General features: G+C 56.7%; 21 protein-coding genes. 2 read left to right on the top strand and 19 right to left on the bottom strand.

Going from position 1 to position 24,440, the window contains the following annotated elements; all coding sequences use genetic code 11:
- From VM163_04265 to VM163_04295, 7 genes are all read right to left on the bottom strand, one after another.
- Positions 1–604 (bottom strand): GDP-mannose 4,6-dehydratase (locus VM163_04265; GenBank protein HUT03087.1); only part of this gene is annotated, 604 nt, incomplete at its 3' end.
- Entirely contained in the window at positions 601–1,605 is a 1,005-nt protein-coding gene (gene gmd, locus VM163_04270; GenBank protein HUT03088.1) for a GDP-mannose 4,6-dehydratase, read from the bottom strand. The genes gmd and VM163_04265, both read right to left, overlap by 4 nt.
- Positions 1,606–1,699: 94 nt before the next feature.
- Positions 1,700–2,749 carry a CehA/McbA family metallohydrolase gene (locus VM163_04275; protein ID HUT03089.1) on the bottom strand — a complete coding sequence of 350 codons (1,050 nt, stop codon included), beginning with the start codon at positions 2,747–2,749 and terminating at the stop codon, positions 1,700–1,702.
- Positions 2,750–2,903: 154 nt separating this feature from the next.
- Complete coding sequence (gene pruA, locus VM163_04280) at positions 2,904–4,457, bottom strand: L-glutamate gamma-semialdehyde dehydrogenase (protein HUT03090.1); 1,554 nt, start codon at positions 4,455–4,457, stop codon at positions 2,904–2,906.
- A 65-nt stretch (positions 4,458–4,522) separates the two neighbouring features.
- Positions 4,523–4,678: a type II toxin-antitoxin system HicA family toxin gene (locus tag VM163_04285; protein ID HUT03091.1), complete on the bottom strand. Its 156-nt coding sequence runs from the start codon at positions 4,676–4,678 to the stop codon at positions 4,523–4,525.
- Entirely contained in the window at positions 4,626–4,832 is a 207-nt protein-coding gene (locus VM163_04290) for a type II toxin-antitoxin system HicB family antitoxin (GenBank protein ID HUT03092.1), read from the bottom strand. The genes VM163_04285 and VM163_04290 overlap by 53 nt, the downstream gene beginning before the upstream one ends.
- Before the next feature lie 9 nt (positions 4,833–4,841).
- Complete coding sequence (locus VM163_04295; protein ID HUT03093.1) at positions 4,842–5,942, bottom strand: DUF5655 domain-containing protein; 1,101 nt, start codon at positions 5,940–5,942, stop codon at positions 4,842–4,844.
- 120 nt (positions 5,943–6,062) lie between these two features.
- On the opposite strand from VM163_04295, the gene VM163_04300 reads away from it, so the two are divergent.
- Positions 6,063–8,363, top strand: a complete 2,301-nt coding sequence (locus VM163_04300) for a fused MFS/spermidine synthase (protein HUT03094.1) — start codon at positions 6,063–6,065, stop codon at positions 8,361–8,363.
- A 566-nt stretch (positions 8,364–8,929) separates the two neighbouring features.
- Here the strand turns inward: VM163_04300 and VM163_04305 are convergent.
- From VM163_04305 to selD, 6 genes are all read right to left on the bottom strand, one after another.
- Entirely contained in the window at positions 8,930–10,501 is a 1,572-nt protein-coding gene (locus tag VM163_04305; protein ID HUT03095.1) for an RNA polymerase sigma factor RpoD/SigA, read from the bottom strand.
- A gap of 353 nt (positions 10,502–10,854) precedes the next feature.
- Positions 10,855–11,604, bottom strand: a complete 750-nt coding sequence (locus VM163_04310) for an ABC transporter ATP-binding protein (GenBank protein HUT03096.1) — start codon at positions 11,602–11,604, stop codon at positions 10,855–10,857.
- A complete protein-coding gene (locus VM163_04315; GenBank protein ID HUT03097.1) occupies positions 11,597–12,940 on the bottom strand; it encodes a polysaccharide pyruvyl transferase family protein in 1,344 nt (447 codons plus the stop codon). Before VM163_04315 ends, VM163_04310 begins: the two co-directional genes overlap by 8 nt.
- Positions 12,937–13,857: a hypothetical protein gene (locus tag VM163_04320; GenBank protein ID HUT03098.1), complete on the bottom strand. Its 921-nt coding sequence runs from the start codon at positions 13,855–13,857 to the stop codon at positions 12,937–12,939. Before VM163_04320 ends, VM163_04315 begins: the two co-directional genes overlap by 4 nt.
- A complete protein-coding gene (locus VM163_04325) occupies positions 13,854–15,338 on the bottom strand; it encodes a Do family serine endopeptidase (protein ID HUT03099.1) in 1,485 nt (494 codons plus the stop codon). Before VM163_04325 ends, VM163_04320 begins: the two co-directional genes overlap by 4 nt.
- A gap of 98 nt (positions 15,339–15,436) precedes the next feature.
- Positions 15,437–16,495, bottom strand: a complete 1,059-nt coding sequence (gene selD, locus VM163_04330) for a selenide, water dikinase SelD (protein HUT03100.1) — start codon at positions 16,493–16,495, stop codon at positions 15,437–15,439.
- A 373-nt stretch (positions 16,496–16,868) separates the two neighbouring features.
- Between selD and ilvE the strand changes: the two genes are divergently transcribed.
- Positions 16,869–17,750: a branched-chain-amino-acid transaminase gene (gene ilvE, locus VM163_04335; GenBank protein ID HUT03101.1), complete on the top strand. Its 882-nt coding sequence runs from the start codon at positions 16,869–16,871 to the stop codon at positions 17,748–17,750.
- Positions 17,751–17,915: 165 nt separating this feature from the next.
- Here the strand turns inward: ilvE and VM163_04340 are convergent, their stop codons facing one another.
- The 6 genes from VM163_04340 to VM163_04365 all read right to left on the bottom strand — a co-directional run.
- Positions 17,916–18,890, bottom strand: a complete 975-nt coding sequence (locus tag VM163_04340; protein HUT03102.1) for an ATP-grasp domain-containing protein — start codon at positions 18,888–18,890, stop codon at positions 17,916–17,918.
- 92 nt (positions 18,891–18,982) lie between these two features.
- A complete protein-coding gene (locus VM163_04345) occupies positions 18,983–19,216 on the bottom strand; it encodes a type II toxin-antitoxin system HicB family antitoxin (protein HUT03103.1) in 234 nt (77 codons plus the stop codon).
- 160 nt (positions 19,217–19,376) lie between these two features.
- Entirely contained in the window at positions 19,377–20,567 is a 1,191-nt protein-coding gene (locus VM163_04350; GenBank protein ID HUT03104.1) for a hypothetical protein, read from the bottom strand.
- Positions 20,568–20,850: 283 nt separating this feature from the next.
- Positions 20,851–21,651, bottom strand: coding sequence for a class I SAM-dependent methyltransferase (locus VM163_04355; GenBank protein ID HUT03105.1), 801 nt, complete (start codon positions 21,649–21,651; stop codon positions 20,851–20,853).
- Positions 21,652–21,808: 157 nt separating this feature from the next.
- Positions 21,809–24,085, bottom strand: a complete 2,277-nt coding sequence (locus tag VM163_04360; GenBank protein ID HUT03106.1) for an ATP-dependent RecD-like DNA helicase — start codon at positions 24,083–24,085, stop codon at positions 21,809–21,811.
- 66 nt (positions 24,086–24,151) lie between these two features.
- Positions 24,152–24,440: PP2C family protein-serine/threonine phosphatase (locus tag VM163_04365; GenBank protein HUT03107.1), on the bottom strand; the 289-nt coding region annotated here is incomplete at its 5' end.

Below are 24,440 nucleotides of genomic sequence, written 5' to 3' on the forward strand. Positions count from 1 at the left end.
GGTCAACCATGCCCGCCTCGGCCTGTGCTATCTGTCTGGCAAACGCCGAGCAGACGAAATCTGGCGCCTGGCGAGGCCCCGTGTGGTTAAACGGCCGCAGAATCACTACTGGCAATCCCCGCACCCTTTCAAAAAACGCCGCAAGAACCTCAGCGCTGGCCTTCGAGGCGGCGTATATGCTTTGAGGCCGGACGGGGTGATGCTCGGTTACTGGGCAATCCAGCTCGGCAACTGAGCCATAGACCTCGGAGGTGCTCACAACGAGAACCTTAGGTTTGTGGTCAAGTTCTGATGCGGCCTGAAGGACGTTGAAGGTGCCCAAGATGTTCACTTGAGCGGTGGCGGCCGGCTGCGTGCGGGCTATCGAGACGGAACTGACCGCGGCCAGGTGCACGATGGTCTCCGGCTGGTGTTCACCCAGAAGCTCTGCGATCGCGGTCTCGTCGAGGATATTGCACTGCCGGATGTCAACCCCGGATGGGACATGGCCATCAATCAGCTCCTCCAAGTAGGTAGTCCCATATACCGCATGGCCCTGTGCGACCAAGTGCTCGATGAGATGGCCACCTACGAACCCTTCGGCGCCGGTTACGAAAACTCTCATCTTACCCCGAAGTTTCGTAGCGAATGCGGGCTCTTACTGCCCTCGGAGGAGAGAAGCTCGATGTCGGCATCGACCATCGTCGTTACGAGCTCTTCAAACGATACCTTCGGCCTCCACCCCAACTCCCGCCGGGCACTCGTCGCATCGCCCACAAGTAGGTCCACCTCGGCTGGCCTGATAAACCGCTGATCGACTTTCACATAATCCCTGAAATCGAGGCCTACGTGCGAGAAGGCGACGTCGCAAAGCTCACGGACCGAGTGGGTCTGCCCCGTCGCGATCACGTAATCCTGGGGCTCGTCCTGCTGAAGCATCAGCCACATCGCCTCGACGTAGTCCCCGGCGTAGCCCCAGTCGCGCTTCGCCTCGAGGTTCCCTAGCCGAAGCTCATCCGCGAGGCCAACCTTGATGCGGGCGACCCCAAACGACACCTTCCGGGTCACGAACTCCAGCCCTCGTCTGGGTGACTCGTGATTGAAGAGTATCCCGGAGCAGTTGAACATGCCGTAGCTCTCACGGTAGTTAATCGTGGTCCAGTGCCCATAGACCTTCGCCACACCATAAGGGCTTCTGGGGTGAAAGGGCGTCCTCTCGGTCTGGGGCACCTCGAGCACCTTGCCAAACATCTCGCTGGATGAGGCCTGGTAGAACCTCGCCTTCGGGTTCACCTCCCTTATCGCCTCGAGGAGGCGCATCACGCCGAGGCCGGTTATCTCGCCCGTGAGAATGGGCTGGTTCCAGGATGTCGGGACGAACGACTGCGCTGCGAGGTTATAGACCTCGTCCGCATCTGACTGCTCGAGCGCCAGCTTGAGCGAGTTCTGGTCCAAGAGGTCCCCGGGAAGAAGCTCTATGCGGTCGATGAGATGAGCTATTCGCACGAAGTTAATCGTGCTGGCGCGCCGCTGCATACCATAGACCTTGTAGCCCTTTTGGAGCAGGAACTCGCCCAAGTATGACCCGTCTTGGCCCGTGATCCCAGTTATCAGTGCATTTGTCATCTGCCTGCCTCTATAAATGGTCTGTCGGGGAGTTTACGTCCAAAGCATCGTGCTTGGCAAGGCCGCGGCGATAACCGGTGGCCCCGGCTCTGGACTATGCAACATATATCGCGTTCGAGAATATCCACGGCTTGTCCTTAATGCGGGCCTCGACACGCAGGACGCCGCTGGCCCGAACGTTTCTACATAACGACTCACCATTGGTCACCAACACAAGCACCCCATCTCGAACAACACGAATCTCGCCGTCACGGGGCAGGATGACGCAGAGCTCAGTATCATCCGCCAGCTCGCACTCGTCCCCCATCTGGTAGGTCGCGCCGCCTGATTTGATGTAGAACCTAAAGCCGGCAGAGTCAGCCGTCCGGTCGTTGGCGAAGAAACAACAGCCGCGGCGAAGCGACTCGAGCACGCTCCGCTCATCGGTCAGGCTTGTGCCACCGAATGGCTCTGGCACCAGGATATGCGTCCTGACAGTCCCCATAAGGTATTTGTATGAGCAGATGGGAAACATCCCAAGGATGCGTGGCTTGGCGTGGGCATCAAGCGTCCCTATCCCGACTACCTTCCGCGTTGCGCAAGCCTCGTCCCATAGTCTCAACGTCTCAGGATTCGGGCCGGTGATGAACCGTTCAGGCGCGATCACGTGCGCGAAGATGTTGAATGAGTTGACCGATTTGACCCAGTCATACATGTATTGCCACACCTCTATCCCGTCAAAGCGCTTCACCCGAAGGTCCCGCCACGGATAGACGGTTACGTCTAATCTGAGCAGCTTGTCGAGCCAGGCCCAGCCCGGCGACGGCCGATGATAACAGAACGGGTGAGCAATGAACCCGATGCCGCCCTGATGCGCAACGGCGTCAATGTTGGCCTGCGCACTATCCGGATTCGGAGCGATCTCATCCTTGATCCCGATCGCCATGTAATGATTGTAATAAGGGGAGACCTCCTCGCCGATGAGCACCAGCACACCGTCATGCCAGCCCGAGCTCCCCTCCTTCCGGACACTCATGTTGTTGTGGTCGGAGATCACGATGAACTCCACTCCGGCACGCCTCGCCGCCTTGACAATCTGCCTCAACGAGCCGCTCCCATCCGAATAGCGGGAGTGAATATGCACTGCACCTACGTATTCAAACACTAAAGACTGCTCTTGTCTGGTCTGAAGCTGGTCATTGCCTTTCGGTGCGGCCGAAGCTGACATTCACAAGGCCGGGCAGAAAAGGGCGCTCGGCCGCAGGTCTGAAAGGAAGGGAGCGTCCCGCCCAAGCAAGTCGCTCCCTCCTCTGATTGCGCTATCTTATCTTCTCAGAAATGACCTTAGCCTGGGTGAACAGCAGATAGTAATCCTGCCCGCCGGCCTTCGAGTCGGTCCCAGACATGTTGAATCCACCAAACGGATGGCCGCCGACCAGGGCGCCTGTGCACTTGCGGTTGAAGTAGAGATTGCCCACGTGAAACTCCCGTCGGGCGCGCTCGAGATTGGCACGAGAAGACGAATAGACCGCTCCCGTCAAGCCATACACCGTGTTGTTGGCTATCTTCAGCGCCTCGGCAAAGTCCTTTGCCTTCAAGACTGCCAGCACCGGCCCGAATATCTCCTCCTGTGAGATAGTGTCGTCTGGCTTCACGCCATCGAAAACCGTCGGCCTGATGAAGTAACCGTTGCCCGGCGCCTTCTCGCCTCCGCAAAGAAGCTTGGCGCCGTCCTTCTTGGCTGCCTCGATGTATCTGAGAGTTGTTTCTTCGGCGGCTTTGTTGATGACCGGCCCCATATAGTTGTCAGGATCGGTTGGCGGGCCAACCTTGATCGCCTCGACCTTCGGGACCAACTTCTTGACGAACTCATCGTGGATCGATTCCAGCAGAATGACCCTGGAGCACGCAGAACACTTCTGGCCCTGAAAACCAAACGCCGCGGCCAGGACGCCATTGACCGCCTCGTCAATGTCGTAGTTGTCGTCAACGATAATCGTATCCTTGCCACCCATCTCGAGTATCACGCGCTTGATCCACTTCTGACCCTTTGCGAGCCTAGACGCCGCCTCGTTGATCTTGAGGCCTACCTCCATCGAACCCGTGAATGCTATGAAGCGGCACTTCGGATGCTTGACCAGCTCGAACCCGAAGCTAGCCCCGCTGCCGGGCACGAAATTGACGACCCCCGGCGGCAGACCGATCTCCTGAAGCAGCTCGAAAAACAACGCTGCTATAAGAGGCGCATCGCTCGAAGGCTTCAAAACTACTGTGTTGCCGAAAATCCATGATGCCGAAGTCATTCCGGCCATGATTGCGTTGGGGAAGTTCCACGGCGAAATAACGACCCCAACGCCAAGCGGAATGTAGCGAAGCTCGTTGTCCTCGCCCGGCACTGGCGTTACCGGATTCATCTTAGCGTAGCGTATCGCCTCGCGACCATAGAACTCGAGAAAATCGATCGCCTCGGCAGTGTCGGCGTCCGCCTCGAGCCAGTTCTTGCCCTCCTCAACGACCATCGCGGCGTCGAAGTCAAGCCTACGCTTCCTCATCAGATCGGCGGCCTTGAACGCGAACTCCGCCCGTATATCTGCAGACATGTATTTCCACGACGCAAACGCCTCGGCGGCGGCCTCGATAGCCTTGTCCGCAAGGTCTGCACCGGCCTTCTGGAAAACAGCCACAACCTCGTCCTTGTTCGACGGGTTGTAGCTCTTGAGCTTCGTCTCCAGCCGAATATGCTCTCGACCGATCACGCTGTCATACTCCCGGCCAACCGCCGACTGACGCTTGGCAATCGCCTCCTCCATCTTCTTCTTGTTCTCCGGCACGGAGAAATCAAGATATGGCTCGTTCTTGAACTCTGGGATCATTTTACTCCTCCAAATTATGCACTAACCCATTACTTCCTGACCGGTTCTTTATACTCTTTTGGCGCTCAACTTCGCAACAACCTTATGAATTCATCCACGCTCAAACCAGCCTGTCGGATAATTGCCCTGAGCGTCCCAGGATCGAGCTCCGTGTGGTCAGGAGATTCCTCATACAGCAGCCGTAAAAGCGTCGAAGTTCTCCTCCGGGACAGGAATACCATCTTCTTCAAGCGATTCTACATACAGCTCGATCGCCTCCTTGATGTTCTGGATGGCTTTCTCTCTGGTCTTGCCTTGACTGATGCAACCCGGCAAGCTCGGACATTCGACAACGAAATACCCATCCTCTCCAGGATAGATTACTACTTGTCGCATGGCTTCACCTCATCTGTTCTCCTCAAACGCCCTTTGAATGTAAGCTTTCGCATCCTGAAAAACATCGAGGCTGTCTATCCGAAGCTCGACATCGCCCAATCCCCAGTGCCCGACGCTAGACACGTCGCGGACAAACGAAGGGGGCATCTGTAGATCAGTATAGCTGAGTCTGACCCAAACCAGAACCTGAGACTTGGACAGGCGGAGAGAGCAGAATACTCGTTTCAAGACGTATCCAATATACCATTTCGTGCATTTTCGTTGAACTGCACCCGGTTCGAGTTGCATGCAGAACTTGTCAACCGCACGATACAGTTCTACGACTTCCTGTGGCCTGCCTTCTGTGTGATGGCTCTCGCTATACTCTTCTCGTTTCCGTTTCCCATTGTCCTCCTGTCGGCTATCCGGCCGAGGCTTCACCTTGCCGGTTGGCCCGGTTTGAGCGGTCTGCGACCATAGTCTCTTCAGGGCATTTCTTATTTGGACTGGCTTGATTGCCTCGCCTCCCGTTGCCTTCCGTATGAGAGTCACCAGATAAGCTGGCGGGTCCGTCAGAAGGTTATCCAAGGCCTTTCTCACCTTGCCAGTGGTGAATATCTCCTCTCCAATTTCGTCAAGCAGCCCCTTCTCCATCGCCTCGCGCGAGAAACGGCGCAACCGGTCCGCTACTTGCTCTATCGTGATATCCTCGGACTCTTTTGGGTCCAAAGAGACTTCATAAAGGAGCTTGTCCGGCGCCGCCGCCTTCTCTGTGCTCCGATATACCTTATAGGTGACACCATTCGTCAAAACACACCAGTCAACTCCTGCGACAGCGCCGTAAGAAACGACCTGCCCGATGGCTTTTTCGTCATCAAGTGGGTCGTTCAATGGCTTGGCCTCCATGAATAAGACCACTTTCTGATTTATCTTAAGTGCATAATCAACGGATTTGCCGTCTCTGGTTTGATATTCAACGGCAACCTCGTCTGGGTCTTCCACATCCCATCCGAGCGCCCTGAGCACCGGGTCAATGAATGTTATGCGTGTAGGAAGCTCCTTCAGGTGCGCTTTTCGGAATTTCTCAAGCTTCAATCGCAGCTTCTCAATACACGTGATAATCTCGTTCACGTTACTATCTCCTGGCGTAATAAATCACAGATGCAACTTCAGCGGCGGGAACTATAATAGATTGGAACCGTTTTGCTGTCAAAGAGAGGCGAATCGGCGTGATAACGGGGATCTATCTTGATGCCCAAAGTGAGCAACATGCGTGACGACAGGTGGCTGGACGTGTTCCTCTGGTTCAGCTTGGGCTTCTGCGCACTGGTCTCGCAGGTGGTGTTCCAGCGGGAGTGCATCAACGTGTTCTCGGGCAACGAGCTCTCGATCGGCCTAGTGCTTTTCGTGTGGCTTCTCTTCGGAGGCGCGGGCAGCGTAACTATGGGCAAGGCCGCGAACCGGCTGAGCCCGGACGGAAGGTCCAGGCTGAGGCTCTGGCTGCTCACGGGACTAGGTCTTCTGTTTCCCTGCACGCTCATCGCTATCAGGCTCGCAAGGGTTGTCCTGGGCATCGAGCCGGGAGAGATCGCTGGCCTCGTGCCCATCTTAGGCACAACGTTCGTCTGCCTCGCCCCGTTGTCATTCGTTCAGGGCGGCCTTTTTGGGGTCTATTGCAGCTTCTTGAGGGACAAGAGCGCCGAGGGTAGGTCGAGAAAGGCAAGCGCTGTCTATTCGGTCGAGGCGCTGGGCGCGGTGGTCGGGGGAGTGGTTCTGCATTTTGTATTGACGGGTCGCGTTCTGCCATTTGCCACGCTGGTCATCTTGTCGGCGATCACGCTGGTGGGGGCGTGCTGGCAGGCCCGGCCCGGAGGTTCACCCAAGTCGGTCTGGGCGGCGCTGATTGTGGGGGCGGCCATCTTGCTAATGCTCTCCTCGAGCATTGAGATTTGGTCATCTGGGTTTGCTTTCGGAGGCGCCAAGGTCATCGACGTTCGCGAGACAAAATATGGGCGGCTCGTCTTGGCGAGGCGCTTCGAGCAGAGGTCGCTCTTTCAAAATGGTCTTTTGCTGTATTCGTATCCGGACAGTCTGTCTGCGGAGGAGGCGGTTCACATCCCCATGCTCGTACACAAGAGGCCCAAGTCCGTCTTGCTGCTCGGCGGTGGCTGCGGAGGGTCTGTGCGTGAGCTGCTCAAGCACCACCCGGAAAAGGTCGATTACGTTGAGCTCGACCAGGCTGTCATCGCTGTGTCTAAAGAATTCCTGCCGCTAGTGGAAAGGAGGGCTTTGACCGATCCGGCTGTCCATATTCACTACGCCGACGCGAGGCGCTTTGTGGCGACAGCCCAGTCTGAATACGACATGGTCATCCTCAACCTTCCGAGGCCGACAAATGCCCAGCTGAATCGTTTCTTCACGCTCGAGTTTTTCATCGTAGTCAGGGACCGGCTCGCCCCGGGCGGTATATTCGCCGTGCAAGTCCCATCGGCAGAGAACTACTTCTCTGATGAGCAGAAGACCTTTATTTGTAGCGTTCGCAACACGCTGGCTCGTGTTTTCCCCAAAGTGGCTCTCACGCCGGGCCAAAACGCCCATCTTCTGGCCAGCTCTTCGGCCGAACTTGCTCTCAAACCTGACGTGTTGGTGGCAAGGCTCGCCGAGCGACAGATCAAGACGCAGTTCGTGACCGACTGGGGCATCCCAGTGACGTTCGAGTTCTTCAGGCTGAGAATGATCGACGAGTTGCTGAAGGGATGTCCCGGCTCGGGCGCAAGGGTCAACCGGGACTTCTCGCCCGTCTGCTACTACTATGCGCAGGTGCTGTGGAGCAGGGAGTCTAGCGGGCAAGTTGCCGCAGTTTACAGGTGGCTTGGCGATCGCAGTAAGCCAGAGGTTTACTCGGTTGTCGTTCTCTTGCTCGCGGGGGTCTTACTGGTCCAGCGAGCCTCAAGGTCGCCGAGAAAGGTTGCGGTAATCGTCTCCCTTGCGTCAATTGGATTTCTCGAGATCAGCACCGAGATGATAGTCCTGATCGCCTACCAGATATTCTTCGGCCGGGTCTATTCAATGCTTGGGCTGCTCGTCTGTGCCTATATGGCCGGAATAGCCGTCGGGGCGCTCATCTCGAGAAACAGGCTCCGGACCAAAGGGCAGCGGGAACCGTTTTCGGGCCTCGTCATCCTTCAGGCGATAGCCGCCCTCTTCCCCTTCCTGGTGATAGCTTTCTTGGCAAGCGTTCAAGTTCTGGGCGCTGCCACATTGGTTCAAACGCTTTTCGTCATGGCCATTCTTCTCTCCGGCGTTGTAGGAGGCGCACTCTACATCTATGGAAACGCAGCCTACACAAACGCAGTTGGACATGAGGTCCAGACGCAGACGGCCGGGACGACCTACTTCGCAGACCTTGTTGGCTCCGCCGCTGGGGCAATAGCGACCACCTCTTTCCTCCTCCCTGTGCTAGGCGTTTTTCAATCGCTTTTGATCGCCTCGCTAGTATCGCTCGTGGGATTTGTCTCGCTGGTATTGCCATCTGCAAGACGCGGGTCCTGAGGTCTGCGCCAGCCCAAATGGACACAGCGGAGCAGAGCGTCAAACAAATGAACGAGAGCGAGAGCCTGTTGCATCGCCCCAATAATCAGATTGAAGAGGGGAATGTCGTGGCCCCCTCGGGGATGGGGCGCACGAGATTCTGCCCGACAGGGCACACCACGGGTAGCCGCAGGCGCAGCCTGACGGTAAGAGGAGAGCTCCCTATGATAACCCTCCCGTTGCGTTGCACGCACGGCTCTACCCACGGTATCCCCTGTCGGGGATTGCAGCGTGGGTCCCTCATTTGCACCCCGCAGGTGAAGGAGGCAGCTGTTCGGACTACAACATGAACTCCTCTATCTACGTGTCGAGCAGCTGCAACAGACAACTTCCCGGACCGTCAATCTAATTATCGGGGTCGCGCTTGCCGCAATGGCGGCGCAGGATGGTATATCAGATGGTATATGTGTGGACTGTCGAAGACCTACTCACTGAGGCTGCCTCAGTTCAGGCAGAATCGGTGAGCTCGATTTTCGAGCGCTCACAACACAAGCGACTCAAAACACGAGCGCCTGATGGTCCATCGATTAAGTGTAAGCCATCAGCGTGTCCGCCAGCCCAGATACGCGGACCTTCTCGAGCGCGACCTTCTCAATCTGCCTGATCCGCTCTCTCGTCAGGTTCATCGCTTCGCCAACCTGTCGCAGCGAGTGCGGATGCCCATCCTTGAGTCCATTTCTGAGCTCTACCACGAGCCTTTCCTTCTCGGTCAAGACGTCGAGCGCTCTGTCAAGCCCGTCTGCGATCTCGCGCTCTTCGATGTAGCGTTCAGGTTTGTTGCAGGACGGATTTGGCAAGATATCGATCAGATTGAGCTCGTTTTCACTGTCTGTGTCCGTAAACAGCGGAACGATCGAGTAATGTGAATAGCCTGTTATCTCCTCGACCTTCTCCTGGCTAACGCCAAGCACGTCCGCTATTTCCGATTCCGTCGGGGCACGTCCGAGCTTCTGCTGGAACGCAACAGCAGTGGTCGAGATTCGGTTTGAGAAGTCGAAAATGTGGCCAGGCAGTCGGATCGTTCTGGCCTGGCGCTCAATCGATTTGATGACGGCATGCCTGATCCAGAACGCGGCATAAGTCGAGAACCGCGTCCCACGGTGATACTCGTACTTCTCCGTGGCCCGCATCAGTCCCATGTTGCCTTCCTGCACCATATCCTCGAACGGGACGCCCGCGTTTATGTAGTGCTTGGCGATGGAAACCACCAGTCGAAGGTTGGAGCGAACAAGCTGAGACTGTGCACTCCGCCAGATCTCCAGCCCATTGCGAATGCGCTCCGCGACCGGCCTAATCTTACGATAGGGCAGACCGAAGGTCTCTAACGCCTCTCTCTCGACGGCTGCTTCCTCCTGTGAGCTGCGCTCGCACTTGGAGGCCACAGACGCCAGCTTGACGTCTTCAACATCGTCCTCCGACCGCACCGAATCCAAGAAACTGACAACTGCATCGGCCATTTGTGTGATGAACGAATCCTGCAACGGAATTCGGGAAACCAACTTCGCGACCCTCGCGCGAACAAGATCAATCGGCTGAGGCGACGCGTCGTCCAGGGAGCCGTCCAAGCAATCGTTGATCAGATGGACATATCGCTCTGCCTCGAGATTGAACTTCTTCAACAGGTCCAGCACTGCTAAATTGCGGTCGGCCAGCTCGTCCCCACACTCAAAGCTGTCGAGGTCCACGATCTCACGAACGGTCATCTCGCCAGAGCGAACACGATTGATGGCGTTGTTGAACGGGATCAGTTCGATCCCGTTATCGAGGACCGCCTCCCGAACCACCTGGCGACCCAACGCCATTTCTCTGCCTAGCTCGGCCTCCTCATCGTGAGTCAAAAGAGACTCGTCCGCTAAGCTTGATAAGTAACGCACGAAGCTATCCCTCCCAGATCTTCCGCTATCCGTTTCGCGATGGATTCTTCGATCGACCTCGCCAGAATCTTTAAGCGCACCTGGCTCGGGCGCCTCGTCCACGATGCAGGACTTCGGTTCCTCGGGATCGAAGTCTTCTGAGATGACTTCCAGCGTTAGTTCCGGGCTGAAGCTCTCCTTCGTGGAAACCTTGTGTTGGCCTCGCGGCCCTCTAGTCTTTCCCATCTGTCCCACTTCCTTTCTTGTCCTTTTCGGTTTCGCATTAGACATCTGATATTTCCTCCACTTAATAGAGGAGCAGGTTGCGGGCCACATTCTTCCCAAATCCATCACGTGCCCTAGATAGCCCTATACGGCCTCATTCCGGCCGTGAGCCGGACAGCGCAGCCGAGCGGTGCGCGTAAATCGTCCTGAGATGCGCTCGATTTTTGAACACTCCGTCCGGGATTCGGGCGGCCGCGTCATGAAGCCAAGAGATGAGAGCAGACCCCAACGTGAACGCAGCAAGCCTCCTTCAGGGATAGCCGGAAGAACCAGGACCTCCAGCTAACGGCTTTCGACCTCGCGCACGAACGAGGTCATCCCCCTGAAATCAGATTTGACGTGATGCTGCGGAGGAAGCCCTGCACGACGGGATTGTCGGAATCTCTCATCTCGTCCGCCGTGCCAGACGCGACGATCGTCCCGTCATGTAGCATGGCTATTTTCTGTGCGATGGAGAAGCCGTCCAGGATGTTGTGCGTAACCATCACGAACGTGATGCCAAGCCGCTCCTGTGTCTGCCTGATCAGATGAATGATTGAGGCGCAGATGATGGGGTCGAGCCCGGCGGTGGGCTCGTCAAGAAGGAGAATCTCGGGGTCAGCGATGATTGCTCTTGCGAGCGCGACGCGTTTTTTCATGCCACCTGACAGGTCGGATGGCATTTTAGCCTCGACTCCTTTGAGGTTCACGATCTCGAGCTTCTCCGCAACTTTCTGCTCTATTTCTTCCTGAGAGAGTTTCGTGTGCTGAGTGAGAAAGAACGCGACGTTCTCATAGACATTCATCGAGTCGAAGAGTGCGCCTTCCTGAAAGAGCATTCCGAGCTTCTCCTTTCGAAGTTGCATCCATTGGCGTGCATTGAGGTCCGCTGTATCGATGCCATCGATTACTATTCTGCCGCTATCAGGCCTGAGCAGGCCGATTATATGCTTCAGAAGGACCGATTTACCCGCCCCTGATGAGCCGATTATGGCCGTCGTCTGCCCCCCGTCGATCATCAGGTTGACGCCCTTCAGGACCTTTAGGCCGTCGAGCGTCTTCTCGAGATCGATAATCTCAATCATTCCGGCGTTGGGCCGAATATCCGGCCGTTGCTCCTACACGTTTAACGCGTACAATGTTGAGGTCCTCGGCGTTATCCCTTGCCTCAACAAAACTGAGGAACTCGGCTACTTCTGTCTCATTAAGCGGCTCCATTCCCAGAAGCTCCCTGATTCGCTGCCCACTTACGAGCAGGTCCCTCGACGAGGCGCGAACGGTGTCGGAAAGCACTGATTTAATATCATCATAGTTCTCAATCAGCTCGTTGAACTTGCGGACTAGGATGTCGCAGCCCATATCTTCCGCCGGAAGTGTGTAGTTGGCCAGCCCGGCGTCAGACATGAAGCTCTTGCCCTTTGACGCATAGTGGATTGAGAGGAGCGGGACACCGCCGACCGCTGACAGGACTGCCGCGTGCATCCTGACCGCGAGCATTGCGAACATCTTGCGCATTATGCTCAGGATTTGCCTGCTATTGTATCCGACTGGCAGATGGAAGATGTCTTCTTTGCTGGACGCAAGCTGAGCGATCTCGCGGCCAACGCCCTGATCGTCTTGCCCCGCCTCGGAGTACATGGGGATGAACAGCACTTGGAAGCCATATCGCGACACGACGTAGTCGATGAAGTTTGCAAGCTCGGCCTTGAAGCTTCTGAAACGGGACCTCTGGGTTGATGAGATAAGCCCGAACTTGACTCTGAATCGTATCGGAAGCACGCCGTGTCTCCTGTGAAATAGGCGCCTCACTGCGATGCCGATAACAGGCCGCGTGAGGTCGAGGCCGAGCTCGGATAAGCAGCGCTTGGCGTCGAAGCTGTCGTCCGGCCGAAGGATCAGCGCCGGGTCAGGCACCTTGAGTATTCTCTCGCGCTCGACGCCGCACGCAGCAATGACCTCGCGAGAGTACTCGTCCCGCACAGTAATGACAGATGCCTTATTGAGAAACAACCGTGTGAGCAGCTTCCCCGAGAGGGACCTGATCGGCCCAGCCCCGATCGAATGGACGATTGTGGGTTTGTGGAGGGCAACCGCTAGGGCAAGTCGCGAGATGTGAAACGGGATGTATAGTCGGCTGGAGATATCCTGCAGGAGCTGGCCCCCGCCCCACACGAGAAGGTCTGCCCGCCTGGTCTCTCGGATTGCCGTTGGAAGACTCCTAAAAACCCTCAGAACGCCCTTGCCCTTATCGATCGCCTCAACACCAAGAATATCTCTTATGCGGTCTGGACGGTTGGCGAAAACGCAGACCTCAGCATCCGGTACGAACCTTCTGATCAAAGAGACTGTCCCTGTGAGGATCGCCTCATCCCCGATGTTGAACGAGGCGTCTCCGGGCGAGATCAGGATTCTCTTGCTCACCGGTAACCCATTAGGTCCTGAGGGATGTAGAGATAGTGAACTCGGCCAGAGTCGGCATCGAGCTCATACTCACCCGAAAGAGGCGCCGCTGGCACCGTGTCCAGCAGCCCCGACGCGACAACCTCGGAAAGGCTTTTGGGAGACCGTCCGTGGGCCTCGGCGAAAGCATCGACCTTCTGCTGCAAAAGGCCGATTGTGTTCTGGGTCATCTCGATCTCCAGTATTCTTCTGTTTGCCGCATTCCTGATCTTGGGGTCTCCGGTGGTATCTCTCGCCTCTTTCCAGAGTTTTTTTGCCTTCTCGAACTTCTCCAGCCGTTGGTAGCCGGCGGCGACCGCAACGATGAGCCCGCGAGGGGCATGCGGCATTTGAAGAGCCATCTCGAAGTAGTGGGTGGCGTTTTCCTCATCATGGAGCTCTTCTCGAAAGCACTTTCCTATATGAAACGCTATTTGCCAACGATTCGCAGCGTGCCCGGGGACAAACCGCAGGCCGCGCTGCAAAAACCCAATGCCATCGTTCGCATCCTCCGCATCTTCGTAAAGCCAACAACCTCCGCGAATATAGACGTCACACGGATACGGGTCGAGGCCAGTGACGACCGCGAGCATGTCCTTTAACATTCGGAAGCGCCTGTGCCCTTTCTGCTGGTTAAAAACGTATCGAACTGTTCTTAGCCAGAAGATATCGGATAGGAGGTTGTCAAAACCCAAGCAGGCTGTCTTCACAAGCGCTGGCGACGGGACGAACAGGACGTCGTTTGACACTCGCAGTGCCGCCGAGGCGCTATCGCTCCTGATCGACAGCCACACTACTCCCGCGAACAGCAGCGCAAGATAAAGGGCCAGGCGAGGCCACCTTCTATGAGAGCGAAAACGCATGCCCAAGCCCGACTTTCTTGCGACCTCAAAGATCAATCATTACCCCTGATGCGAACCGGCACGAGTGTCTGGGCGCCATTACGATAGACTAAGAGTATGTGCACGCCGGTCTTGAGCTTTGAGCTGACCTCGTAGAACTGCTTGGCGCTCTTGATGCGCCTCGAGCCGATCTTGAGGACCACATCGCCCTCTTCGATGCCGGCCCTTTGGGCGGAGCTCTTGAACTCTACTTCTACGACAACAACGCCCGCAATGTCCCTGGGCAGTTTGTAGCGCCACACCATTTCGGGAGTAATGTCCTCAACGTTAAGGCCGAGCTCGTATCGTTTTTTCTGTTCCTCTTGTGCGAGAGTCTTGGATGCCGGCTTGGGCGCAAGCTTCACCTTCACGCGCTTGGTCTCGCCGTTCCTAAGTATGGTGAGCGATGCTTTTGTCCCAGGGCGACTGAGACCGACTATCTCCGGCAGCTCGCGGGACGAGCGAATCGTGTGCTCATTGAACATCAAAATCACGTCACCCACCTGCAGACCCGCATCCTCGGCAGGGCTGCCCTTGACGACCTCTGCGACTATTGCACCTTGCCTCTGTTTGAGCCCAAGTGACTCTTGAAAATCGGGCGTTATTGGCTGGATCACGACGCCTATCCAGGCGCGGACAACCTTGCCTTTGTCCTGAAGGGCGGGGAGGATTGCCTTAGCCATATTGATCGGGACGGCGAATCCAATGCCCGTTCTGAGGCCTGCGATCGCCGTGTTTATGCCGATAACCTCGCCCCAGACATTGACTAGTGGCCCGCCGCTGTTGCCGGGGTTTATCTGCGCATCAGTCTGAATGAACTTGTCGTAGTTGCCCATCCCTATCCAGCGGTTCTTGGCGCTCACGACTCCGGCCGTAACCGTGTGATCATACCCGTATGGGTTGCCTATTGCGACGACCCAGTCGCCGACTTGAAGGGCATCTGAATCGCCCAATCTGACCACAGGAAGGTCCTCGCCCGTGTCAATCCTGACCAGGGCCACGTCGGTATCGGGGTCCCTACCAACCACCTTTGCCGGGAACTCCCGCTCGTTAAACAGCCTAACAGTGATCTCGTCCGCCTCCTCTACGACGTGATTGTTCGTCAAAATGAGGCCAGACTTGTCAATAATGAAGCCAGTGCCGCCAGCGGTTTTCCACAACTCCTTCTCCTGACTCTCGGGGGCACGCCGTTGCGGGTTGCTGAAGCCGAATGGGTCCTGGAAGAACCAGAACGGGAACTGCTGCTGCCGAACCTTGACGGCCGTTTTAGCTGTGATAGCTACGACCGCGGGACTTACCTCTTGGGCCACCTCGCGAAATGTCGTGGTAGTTAACGCCTTGCCGCTCGAATCGGAGAGAAGCGGGTCCTCTTTTGCGACCGCGGGTTGGGCAAACGTTGAGCCCATGCTTTCGTTGGGGCCCGGAACCGATAAGTAGCCCAGGGCAAATCCCCCAATCAGAACAGCTATTGAAAGAGCAACAATAGTTAGTTTTCTCATCTGAGTCTCCTGTGTTGATATCGAAGTGTTCTCAAAGCGCTGCCTTCAATACTCTCAACACCGCTTACGGCAGGCGGGTTCCACCCAGCATGATGCGGCTACGCCAAGACGACTTTCGAGACAGGCTCCGCAATAACCTCGCCAATCACTGCAAAAGTCCCGACGTTTGCGGCCTCGAGCTCGGCCAGCAGCGACTCGCAGCGCGGGCCGGAGACCGCTATAAGAAGCCCGCCGGACGTCTGAGGGTCAAACAGAAGTTTCAGGTCGTCCTTCGAGAACTCGCCCTGCACCAAAAGCCGTTCACTGTAGAACTTGCGGTTGCGGAACAGCCCGCCCGGCGCAATCTTGGCCTTTACAAACTCGAGCGCACCTTCAAAAAACGGAATCGATCCAAACTCAAGCCGTATCCCGAACCTCTCGTCGGACATCATCTCGCAGAGGTGCCCAACCAGCCCAAAACCTGTAACATCAGTGCAGGCCGAGGCGCCGACCTTGAGCATCGCCTCGGCGGCCGATTTATTCAGGGTGGCCATCGTCTCTGCCACGGTCTTGGCCTGAGCTTCGCTCGCCGCGCCGCGCTTGACCGCTGTCGAGACAATGCCAGTGCCGATTGGCTTGGTGAGGACGATCTTGTCGCCTATCTGAGCGCTTGAGTTGAACACAATCTTTTCGGGATGCGCAAGACCGGTAACGGCGAGACCATATTTCATCTCGGGATCATCGATCGAGTGGCCTCCCAGGAGAACCGCACCCGCCTCGTGTATCTTGTCGAGGCCGCCCAACACGACAGCGCGGAAGACGCTGATGTCCATCTTAGCGACCGGGAACGCCATGATGTTGAGCGCCGAAAGCGGCCTCGCCCCCATCGCATACAGGTCGCTCAGCGCATTGGCGGCAGCTATCTGGCCGAAAACAAATGGGTCATCGACAATTGGTGTGAAGAAATCGACCGATTGCACAAGGGCCAACTCGTCAGACAATTTATAGACGCCTGCGTCCTCGGCGCGCTCAACCGACGGGCCCGCAATGATGTTCGGGTCCATGATTAGCGGCAGCCCACACAAAGCCTTGTAAAGGTCTCCCGGACCTATTTTCGCAGCTCAGCCTGCGCCGCTGACCGCGGCAGTAAGCCTCAGCTCAATACTTTCGTCTGACATCGTTTATTGTTGGCATCTTGTGCATATCCATCCAGCATGTCGAGATTACACGTCAATCAGGCTAGACCAGACTGGCCATGGCAATACAACACCAAGCGTAGCACTTTCGGCCAGCGTCGATCAAGCGCAAGCAATTGGCCGCAAGGAATCGCCTTCGCTGCGAATGTATCTTGATTGAAGCTGATTAGTGCTTTTGAAATGCTCTCGTCGGCCGTTGTCAAAATGGGCGTCGGTGGGAGCGAACGCCCATGAGTCTGATGTCCGGGGCACCCATTCGGCTTGACAGAATTGAGGGTTTGGGGTTAGATGCTTGCTGTTTACCTGTTCTGCAATAGGATGAGTGCTTAATCTTACAGGATACGGAGGTTCAGACATGGGGTTGTGTATCTACTCGAACGGGGAGTTCCTCACTGACAAGGCGAAGGCCGTAACGTCAATCTACGATCATGGCTTTCTCTACGGGGACGGCATTTTCGAGGGGATTAGAGTCTATAATGGTCTCATATTCATGTTCCCCGAGCACATGAAGCGGCTCTATGACTCGGCTAAGTCGATTGCGCTTAAGATCCCCATGCCGAGGGAGGAGCTCAGCAGAATAACGATAGAGACCGTGAGGCGCACGGGCTATAAGGACGCCTACATAAGGCTTGTGGTCTCGCGCGGTGAGGGGGACCTCGGCCTCGACCCCCGGAAATGCCCCAAGCCCAGCATCTATATCATCGCCGACAGCATCCAGCTTTACCCCGCGGAGAAATACAAGGTTGGACTGAAGGTCATCACGTGCTCAACCAGGCGCAATAGCCCCGACGTCATCTGCCCCCAGATCAAGTCGCTCAACTACCTCAACAACATTTTGGCCAAGATCGAGGTCAACCGGGCTGGGGCGGACGAGGGGATCATGCTGAACCCCAACGGCTACGTCTGCGAGGCGACCGCGGACAACATATTCGTGGTGAAGAACGGGGTGATGTTCACGCCACCGCCTTACGTGGGGGTTCTTCTGGGGATAACGCGCCAGTGCGTTCTGGACATTGCTAAGAAGCTCAACATCGAGGTGATCGAGCGGAACATCGTCATGCACGATGTCTATACTGCTGATGAGGTCTTTTTAACTGGCTCCGCTGCGGAGCTCATCCCGGTTGTGAACGCCGACGACAGGATTATTGACGATGGCAAGCCGGGGCCGATATTCAAGAATCTATTGGCCGAATTTCGGGAGATGACAAAGCACAGGGGCACTCCTGTTTACGATTGAGTGCACCGTAAGGCAGTGGGGCGCTTAGGACACCTCGGCCGGGCACACTTACCTCTGTGGCGCTGCTTTGGGCGGAGTCGTTTTCGGTAGCGAACGCAGAATAGCTCGAGAGAGCGGGCGACGTAGAAGGCCACGAATCAACGCATCTTGCCGGTGCGCAAGCCGTTACTTTGGCAGGGTCTCGCCGGTAGGAAAGAAGGCGTCGTAATAGCGGAGAAGATAGACGCCATCCCTGAACTGCCCAAGCTTCGGTGTGAGCTTCTCGCCCTGAATCAGACGGATTAGGTCCTTTGCGAGCTCGGCCCCGGCCGCGATTGAGAGCAGAGCGCCCGAGCCGAACCGAGGATTCGCCTCGGTCAACTTGAGGCTGCCTTGTCTGTCGAGCAACCCTTGAATGACCGCCGGACCTGTCAATCGCAGTGACTCGGCAGCCCTCGCCACCAGCCGGATGAACTCCATGTTCCTGACAGTCCTACCCTTGAAGACCTCGCCGTCCCGAACGTAAATCCGTTCCCGTGGGACGACGCAGAGCGCCTTCCCGCTGAAATCCGACAGCGTGTCGAAGGAATACTCTGGCCCGGGCAGAAACTCCTGGACCACCGGGTCCGCAACACGTTTTAGGTAGAAACGTAGCTCATCTTCGCTTTCGAGCTTGAACACGCCCTTGCCGCCGATCCCGCGTCGCGGCTTGACCAGAAGTGGGTAACGCGGCCCCTCGCCGCCCGCCTCTAGCTGCTCCGGCAGCCACGTTGCCGGCGTGGGGATGCCGTTATCCCGAAAGAACCGATAAGTCCGATACTTATCATCGCAGATAGCGATGGTCTCGGGGCTGGAGACGACCGCCGTGATACCGCTCTTCCTCAGCCGCTCGCGTTGCTCGGCGAGGAATTGGAGGTCTTTATCGATCGATGGGATTATGGCGGAGATGTTATGTCTCTTGCAGATATCTAACAGGCAGTCGATGAACCCGGGCGAGTCAAGTGGAGGCACGACCTCGAACCCATCGCCCTGAAGGAGCGCGGCCGACAGCGGGGACATGTCCGCCGCGATCACAAGCCCACCTCCGAGCTCGGAAAGCGCCCGCTGAAAGGCCTTAACGAGGTCCGCCCGCCAGTTAGCACTCAGGATGAGAATATTCATCTGGTCTTCAGTCCGGCCATGATGATGGGAGGATGATCCACGAAGGACACGAAGGCGCACGAAGGCAAGTCCAGCAACCGGGCCACGATCCCCTATCCCTTCTTCGTGTCTCTTCGTGTTCCTCGTGGATTTCCGAGAGATGAGTGGCCCTCGGCCTGGCGCCGCGCCAATTCCCGATTGGCCTCCAGGACAAGCTGCACCGCATCCTTCAGATTATCACGTGTTTCCTCGAGCGTTCGGCCCTGTGTGTTAGCTCCAGGCAACTCCTCTACATACCCAATCCACCAGTCGCCCTCTTGCTCCAACACGGCGGTGAATTTCTCCATCTCTTCCGCCCTCCTCTCTTTCTTCACCGACTCTTTGGCTACGTCTTTCTCCTTATGAATACCACCCTGGGCATAAGGCAACAATAGCAGAAACATCCAGACAGGAGCGTTCCCACATCAAAAAGAAAAAGACGGCTCAATCTTGCTGAAGTGCTACGCCTCATTCAAACTGCCAGGGAGCAATAGCAATATCGCCCACAATCTCGGAGATATCACCCGGTTTAGTCAAGCCGGTAAACCAGGAGTATTCGCCGGCGGAGAGCTCAGGCAAATTCATCTCAAAAATCACTGAGGGTCCCAATGAGAAGCTGGCAGGAATAGTGAAGTCGGCAAAAGCAGGCATCAATCCTGCCGCAAAGCTTGGCCAGGAGAGGAAGGTGCCATCCGGCAGACCAACACCCAGATAGATGTCAACCGTGACCGCCGGGCCCGGATTCTCCAAACTCGCTTCAACTATCATCCTGTCACCAAGACGATAGAGAGATTTGTTGGTGGCGACCGAGATAACGGGCATCTGGGTCAGGACGCTCACGCCGTCGCTGTCTGTCCCAAACCACTTGTTGCCATTGGCGTCTATGGCAATAGCTTGTACAGTATCATTGACCAGACCGCTGTTGCCAGTGTTGTAAGTTGTCCAGCTGCCATCAGAGTGGAGGACACTGACGCCGCCTTCGTATGTCCCGAACCACTTGTTGCCATTGGTATCTATGGCAATGGCAAGCAGATAGTTGCTGACCAGACCGCTGTTATTAGTATTGTAACTTGTCCAACTGCCGTCAGCACGGAGGACGCTAACGCCACCGGTAGTGCCGAACCACTTGTTGCCATTGGCCTCGATGGCAATGGTAAGCACATAGTTGTCGGCCAGACCGCTGTTGTCAGTATTGTAAGTCATCCAACTGCCATCAGGATGGAGGACGCTAACGCCGTCATACCCAGCGCCGAACCACTTGTTGCCGGCACCATCTATGCCAATGGCATTCACATAGTCACCGGCCAGACGGCTGTTGCCGGAATTATAAGTCGTCCACCTCCTGCCGTAGGGGTGGAGAACGCTGACGCCGCGATTGGTTCCGAACCACTTGTTGCCATGGGCGTCTATGGCAATGGCATTCACAAGGCTATTGTAAGTCCTCCAACTGCCGTCGCAGCGGAGAACGCTGACACCGCCGCCCCTCCCGAACCACTTGTTGCCATGGGCGTCTATGGCAATGGCCATCACACTATCGCCGGCAAGACCGCTGTTGCCGGTGTTATAACTTGTCCACCTATCCTCGGCAAAGCTATTGGTCACCGTCAATATCACAAGCGCAGTTGCCAAAACCGTTAAAACAGGAATCAATCTCTTCATCTTTCATCTCCTTTTTTAAGGATCTTACCCCGCCCCTTCCGAGGTTCAGCTTTTTCCCCCTTATTCCGTTTCCTTGACGGAACAAAGGGACTTAAACTGTAAAGAACAAACTGCGTTAAACTTAGCAAGATGCCAAACGATTGTCAAGAAAGAGCAGACGTTGAAAAGGGTCTGCTTCGACAAAACTACCACGGAATCTAAGCGAAGGCAGCTGGGCATGTAAGAAAGTCCAAAGTCTTCATCCTTCATCCTTCATCCTTCTCATCTCAGGTGCCCATAAGCCTCACCGTCTGGCGACTATCTGGAATGTGTTCTGCGAGCGGACGAGCACGTCGGCCAGAGCGCAGAAAACTCCAAACCGTCTCGAGCAGTATTTCTCGATACTGATAACTGAGAGTCCATTCGAGTTGAGGGCAGAGGCGACGGCCGCCGGGTCGATGCCTCCAAAGCGCCGTTGAAAATCGGACATGGAGTAGTCGATGCATCTCGCCTCGGCTGGGAGCGAGCGGATTCGCAGCCTGTAAAGCGATTCGTCAAGCCGGGCGATCGCACGATGAAATGAATACCGCAGCCTGCTCGATATAGTCTGTTTGAGCGGCTCGTGCGTGATCAGCATGACGCCGCCGCCGGCAAGTCTTGACGAGGCGAGCCGAAGCGCCTCGGGGACGTCCGGGACGTGATGCAGCGCGCCGCAGAAGACGATTAGGTCGAATTCTTGAGGGCAGCCGGCGAGGAACGAGAATAGGTCAGCGCAGATGAGCTTGGGCTGAACGTCGAGCTTCATGGCCCGAACCTTGCCTCTTGCGATACGCAGCATCGCAAGCGAGGCGTCGAACGCGATAACATCAAAGCCCGCCTCGGCGAGCATGATAGAGACCTTGCCCGTTCCACAGGCCACGTCGAGCGCTCTTGGCCTCCGGCCTCTTCTGCCCAACGCTCGCCTGACGGCCTCGAGAGCTCGCCTTCGGCGTCCTCGCTCGAAGAAGTTCCGCTCCTCGGGGTGCAGCGCGTCGTAGTAGGGCGCCTCGACCTTGTGCACCTCGATGTTGGCTTTGAGCACGTCATCGCTGGCGTAAGAGTTCATGCCCTAGATGCTCGTGTAGGGACGGGGCTTGTCTCCGCCCATCTATATATTCGGGCAGACACAAGGCCTGCCCCTACATGTGGCATACCCCGCTGCGTCATCCCCGTAGAAACCGACTTATTGGACAGCCTCCAAGCGACGCCCCTACGATTTACGGTCACGTTAGCTGCTCCGAATTGAGGGCACTGAGCCTCGCAGCCAGGAGCGTGTATCGCTTCGAGGTCTTGTCGTTGCCTATTGCCATGAAAAGAGCCTTTTTTGAGCCTACCATCATAACGAGCTTCTTGGCCCGCGTTACTGCCGTATAGATGAGGTTACGCTGAAGGAGTAAGAAATGCTGGGTTATGAGCGGCAGTATCACCGCCTCGTATTCGCTGCCCTGCGATTTGTGCACCGATATCGCGTAGGCGAGTTCGAGCTCACCCGCGTCGATGGGCGAGTAATTGACCTTCCTGTCGCCGAAATCGACGATAAGGTTTTGGTTCGCGCGGTTGAGCATCACGATCACGCCGATATCTCCGTTGAAGACCTCTTTCTCGTAGCTGTTTTTGGTCTGCATCACCTTGTCGCCCTCTCGGAAGACGCGGCCCCCGAACTGCACGGGCCTCCCATTTGGATTGAGAGCGTTTTGCAGCTCGACGTTCAATGTGTGTGTGCCGACGCGTCCGCGGTGCATCGGCGTCAGGACCTGAATCTGGGTTAGGGGATCGAACCCAAAGCGCCGGGGCACTCTGTGTGTTGCGAGCTCTATGATGGCCTTCAGGACGCTCTCCGGGCTGCCCCGCTCGACGAAATAGAATTGACCATGAGCGGAGCTAGACCGCTTGGGTAGAATCGGCGCATCCCCCTGGTTTATCTTGTGTGCGTTCACCACGATGAGGTTATCATAACCGTTCACTGACTGCTGGCGGAAGATGTGCGTCAGCCTGATAACCGGGACGGACCCTGATCTGATGATGTCATTAAGAACCGCACCCGGGCCAACTGACGGCAACTGGTCGGCATCCCCGACAATGACGAGCGAGCAGCTGGGCGCAAGGGCTGACAGGAGTTTCGACATGAGCCTGATGTCAACCATCGACGCCTCGTCCATCACAATGAAATCCGCTGGGAGTTTGCGATGCTTCCCGTATTTGAAGGCACGTTTGAAGGCATCATATTCCAAGAGGCGATGGACCGTTTTGGCCTCGAAGCCGGTCGCCTCCGAGAGCCGCTTGGCGGCCCTTCCGGTGGGAGCACAGAGCCCCAGCCTAACTCGCAGACGGCGGCATATTCTCACCAGCCGACCAACCAGCGCGGTCTTGCCGGTGCCCGGCCCGCCGGTGATGACCGTAACCTTTGAGGTCAATGTCTTGTGGATGGCCGAGGACTGCTCGTCAGAGAGGATAAGCTTATCGGTCTTCTCGGCCGCGGCGCTGGCCGCAAGCGCTCTCGCCGCGTCGAACGGCGCAGGCCCAGCGATTAGGTCGCGAAGGCTTTTGGCGACGGACTCCTCGCAGACCTTGAGTTCAGCCAGAAACACCGCGTCTTCCGCGAGCGGGTCCAGGGCGAGCTTCTTCTCTTGGCAAAGGGATGTGAGCGCCTCGAGAATGAGACTCTCCTCGACGGCCAGCAACTCCTGAACCGAGCTCACAAACACATCCTTCGGCAGATAAGTGTGTCCCTTCTCGCTCGCCCTTCGCAATGCGTAGGACGCGCCCGCCTTGATGCGCTCCGGGTTTTTGGGGCTCAGGCCCAATTTCTGGGCGATCGCGTCCGCTGTCTTGAACCCAATGCCTGTTATATCGTCCGCCAACTTGTAGGGGTTCGACGTCAGCACATTGACCGCCGAGGCGCCATACTCTTTGAAGACCTGCATCCCTCGCGCGATGCTGACGCCGTACCCCTGTAGGAACACGAGCAGTTGGCGCAGACCCCTATACCTGTTCCACGCCTCAACTGCGCGTTTGACAGTCTGCGGGCCGATGCCGGGAATCGAAAGCAGCCTTTCGCTGTCGTGGTCGAGTACTTCCACCGTCTTGTCTCCGAAGTGCTCCACTATCTGACGTGCCCTCGTCTCGCCGATGCCTGTGATGAGGCCCGAGCCCAGGAACTTTCTGAGCCCGGCAAGTGTCTGCGGGATTCGCGATTGGAATGAATGAACCTGAAGCCTCTTGCCATATTTGGGATGTTGCGACCAAGTGCCCTGGACCTCGACCTCCTCGCCCGGGGAGCACGGACCGAGATTGCCGCAGACCACGATTGTCTCGCCATCCGGCTGCTTCAACTCAGCCACAACGTATCGCTCGTCGTCGGACGCAAAAACAATGCGCTCGATCGTCCCGGCCGTGGTCAGGTGTTCAGGAGCGGCCTGGCCAGCTGAGAGCTCGGCCTGCTTCGCCTGTTGTTCTAGGGGGTCTCTTCGATGTGAGGGGAATAGCGGTCTGTTGGGCATTGGACTTCCGCGGTTTTGTTGATGATGCGGTCCTGCGTATGCGGCATGGGAGCTGCGACTAAAGTCTTAGAAAGAGAAGATGAGCAGCGTCATGTCGTCGTTCGGCTCCAGCCCGCTCGTATGCTTGGTTACTGCGCCGATGATGTCATTGGCCAGCTCTTCCGCGGACGAGGCGGAGGCCTTCTTGATGGCCTCGATCAGCCGTTCTTGCCCGAACTCCTCGTTGAGATCGTTTCTTGCCTCGGTAATCCCGTCAGTATAGATGATGAGCTTGTCGCCCTTATCGATTCGGACAGAAGTCGGAGGGAACTCCTGACCGGGGAGAACACCAAGTAGTATTCCGTGCTCACCCAAT

The sequence above is a fragment of the bacterium genome (assembly GCA_035527515.1).
Taxonomy (GTDB): domain Bacteria; phylum B130-G9; class B130-G9; order B130-G9; family B130-G9; genus B130-G9.

What these genes read in the sequence shown, in the direction of transcription:
- gmd (HUT03088.1), bottom strand. Translation starts at nt 1,605, where the DNA reads ATGACAAATGCACTGATAACTGGGATCACGGGCCAAGACGGGTCATAC.
- pruA (HUT03090.1), bottom strand. Translation starts at nt 4,457, where the DNA reads ATGATCCCAGAGTTCAAGAACGAGCCATATCTTGATTTCTCCGTGCCG.
- VM163_04285 (HUT03091.1), bottom strand. Translation starts at nt 4,678, where the DNA reads ATGGTATTCCTGTCCCGGAGGAGAACTTCGACGCTTTTACGGCTGCTG.
- VM163_04290 (HUT03092.1), bottom strand. Translation starts at nt 4,832, where the DNA reads ATGCGACAAGTAGTAATCTATCCTGGAGAGGATGGGTATTTCGTTGTC.
- VM163_04300 (HUT03094.1), top strand. Translation starts at nt 6,063, where the DNA reads ATGCCCAAAGTGAGCAACATGCGTGACGACAGGTGGCTGGACGTGTTC.
- VM163_04305 (HUT03095.1), bottom strand. Translation starts at nt 10,501, where the DNA reads ATGGGAAAGACTAGAGGGCCGCGAGGCCAACACAAGGTTTCCACGAAG.
- VM163_04310 (HUT03096.1), bottom strand. Translation starts at nt 11,604, where the DNA reads ATGATTGAGATTATCGATCTCGAGAAGACGCTCGACGGCCTAAAGGTC.
- VM163_04325 (HUT03099.1), bottom strand. Translation starts at nt 15,338, where the DNA reads ATGAGAAAACTAACTATTGTTGCTCTTTCAATAGCTGTTCTGATTGGG.
- ilvE (HUT03101.1), top strand. Translation starts at nt 16,869, where the DNA reads ATGGGGTTGTGTATCTACTCGAACGGGGAGTTCCTCACTGACAAGGCG.
- VM163_04340 (HUT03102.1), bottom strand. Translation starts at nt 18,890, where the DNA reads ATGAATATTCTCATCCTGAGTGCTAACTGGCGGGCGGACCTCGTTAAG.
- VM163_04345 (HUT03103.1), bottom strand. Translation starts at nt 19,216, where the DNA reads ATGGAGAAATTCACCGCCGTGTTGGAGCAAGAGGGCGACTGGTGGATT.
- VM163_04350 (HUT03104.1), bottom strand. Translation starts at nt 20,567, where the DNA reads ATGAAGAGATTGATTCCTGTTTTAACGGTTTTGGCAACTGCGCTTGTG.
- VM163_04355 (HUT03105.1), bottom strand. Translation starts at nt 21,651, where the DNA reads ATGAACTCTTACGCCAGCGATGACGTGCTCAAAGCCAACATCGAGGTG.
- VM163_04360 (HUT03106.1), bottom strand. Translation starts at nt 24,085, where the DNA reads ATGCCCAACAGACCGCTATTCCCCTCACATCGAAGAGACCCCCTAGAA.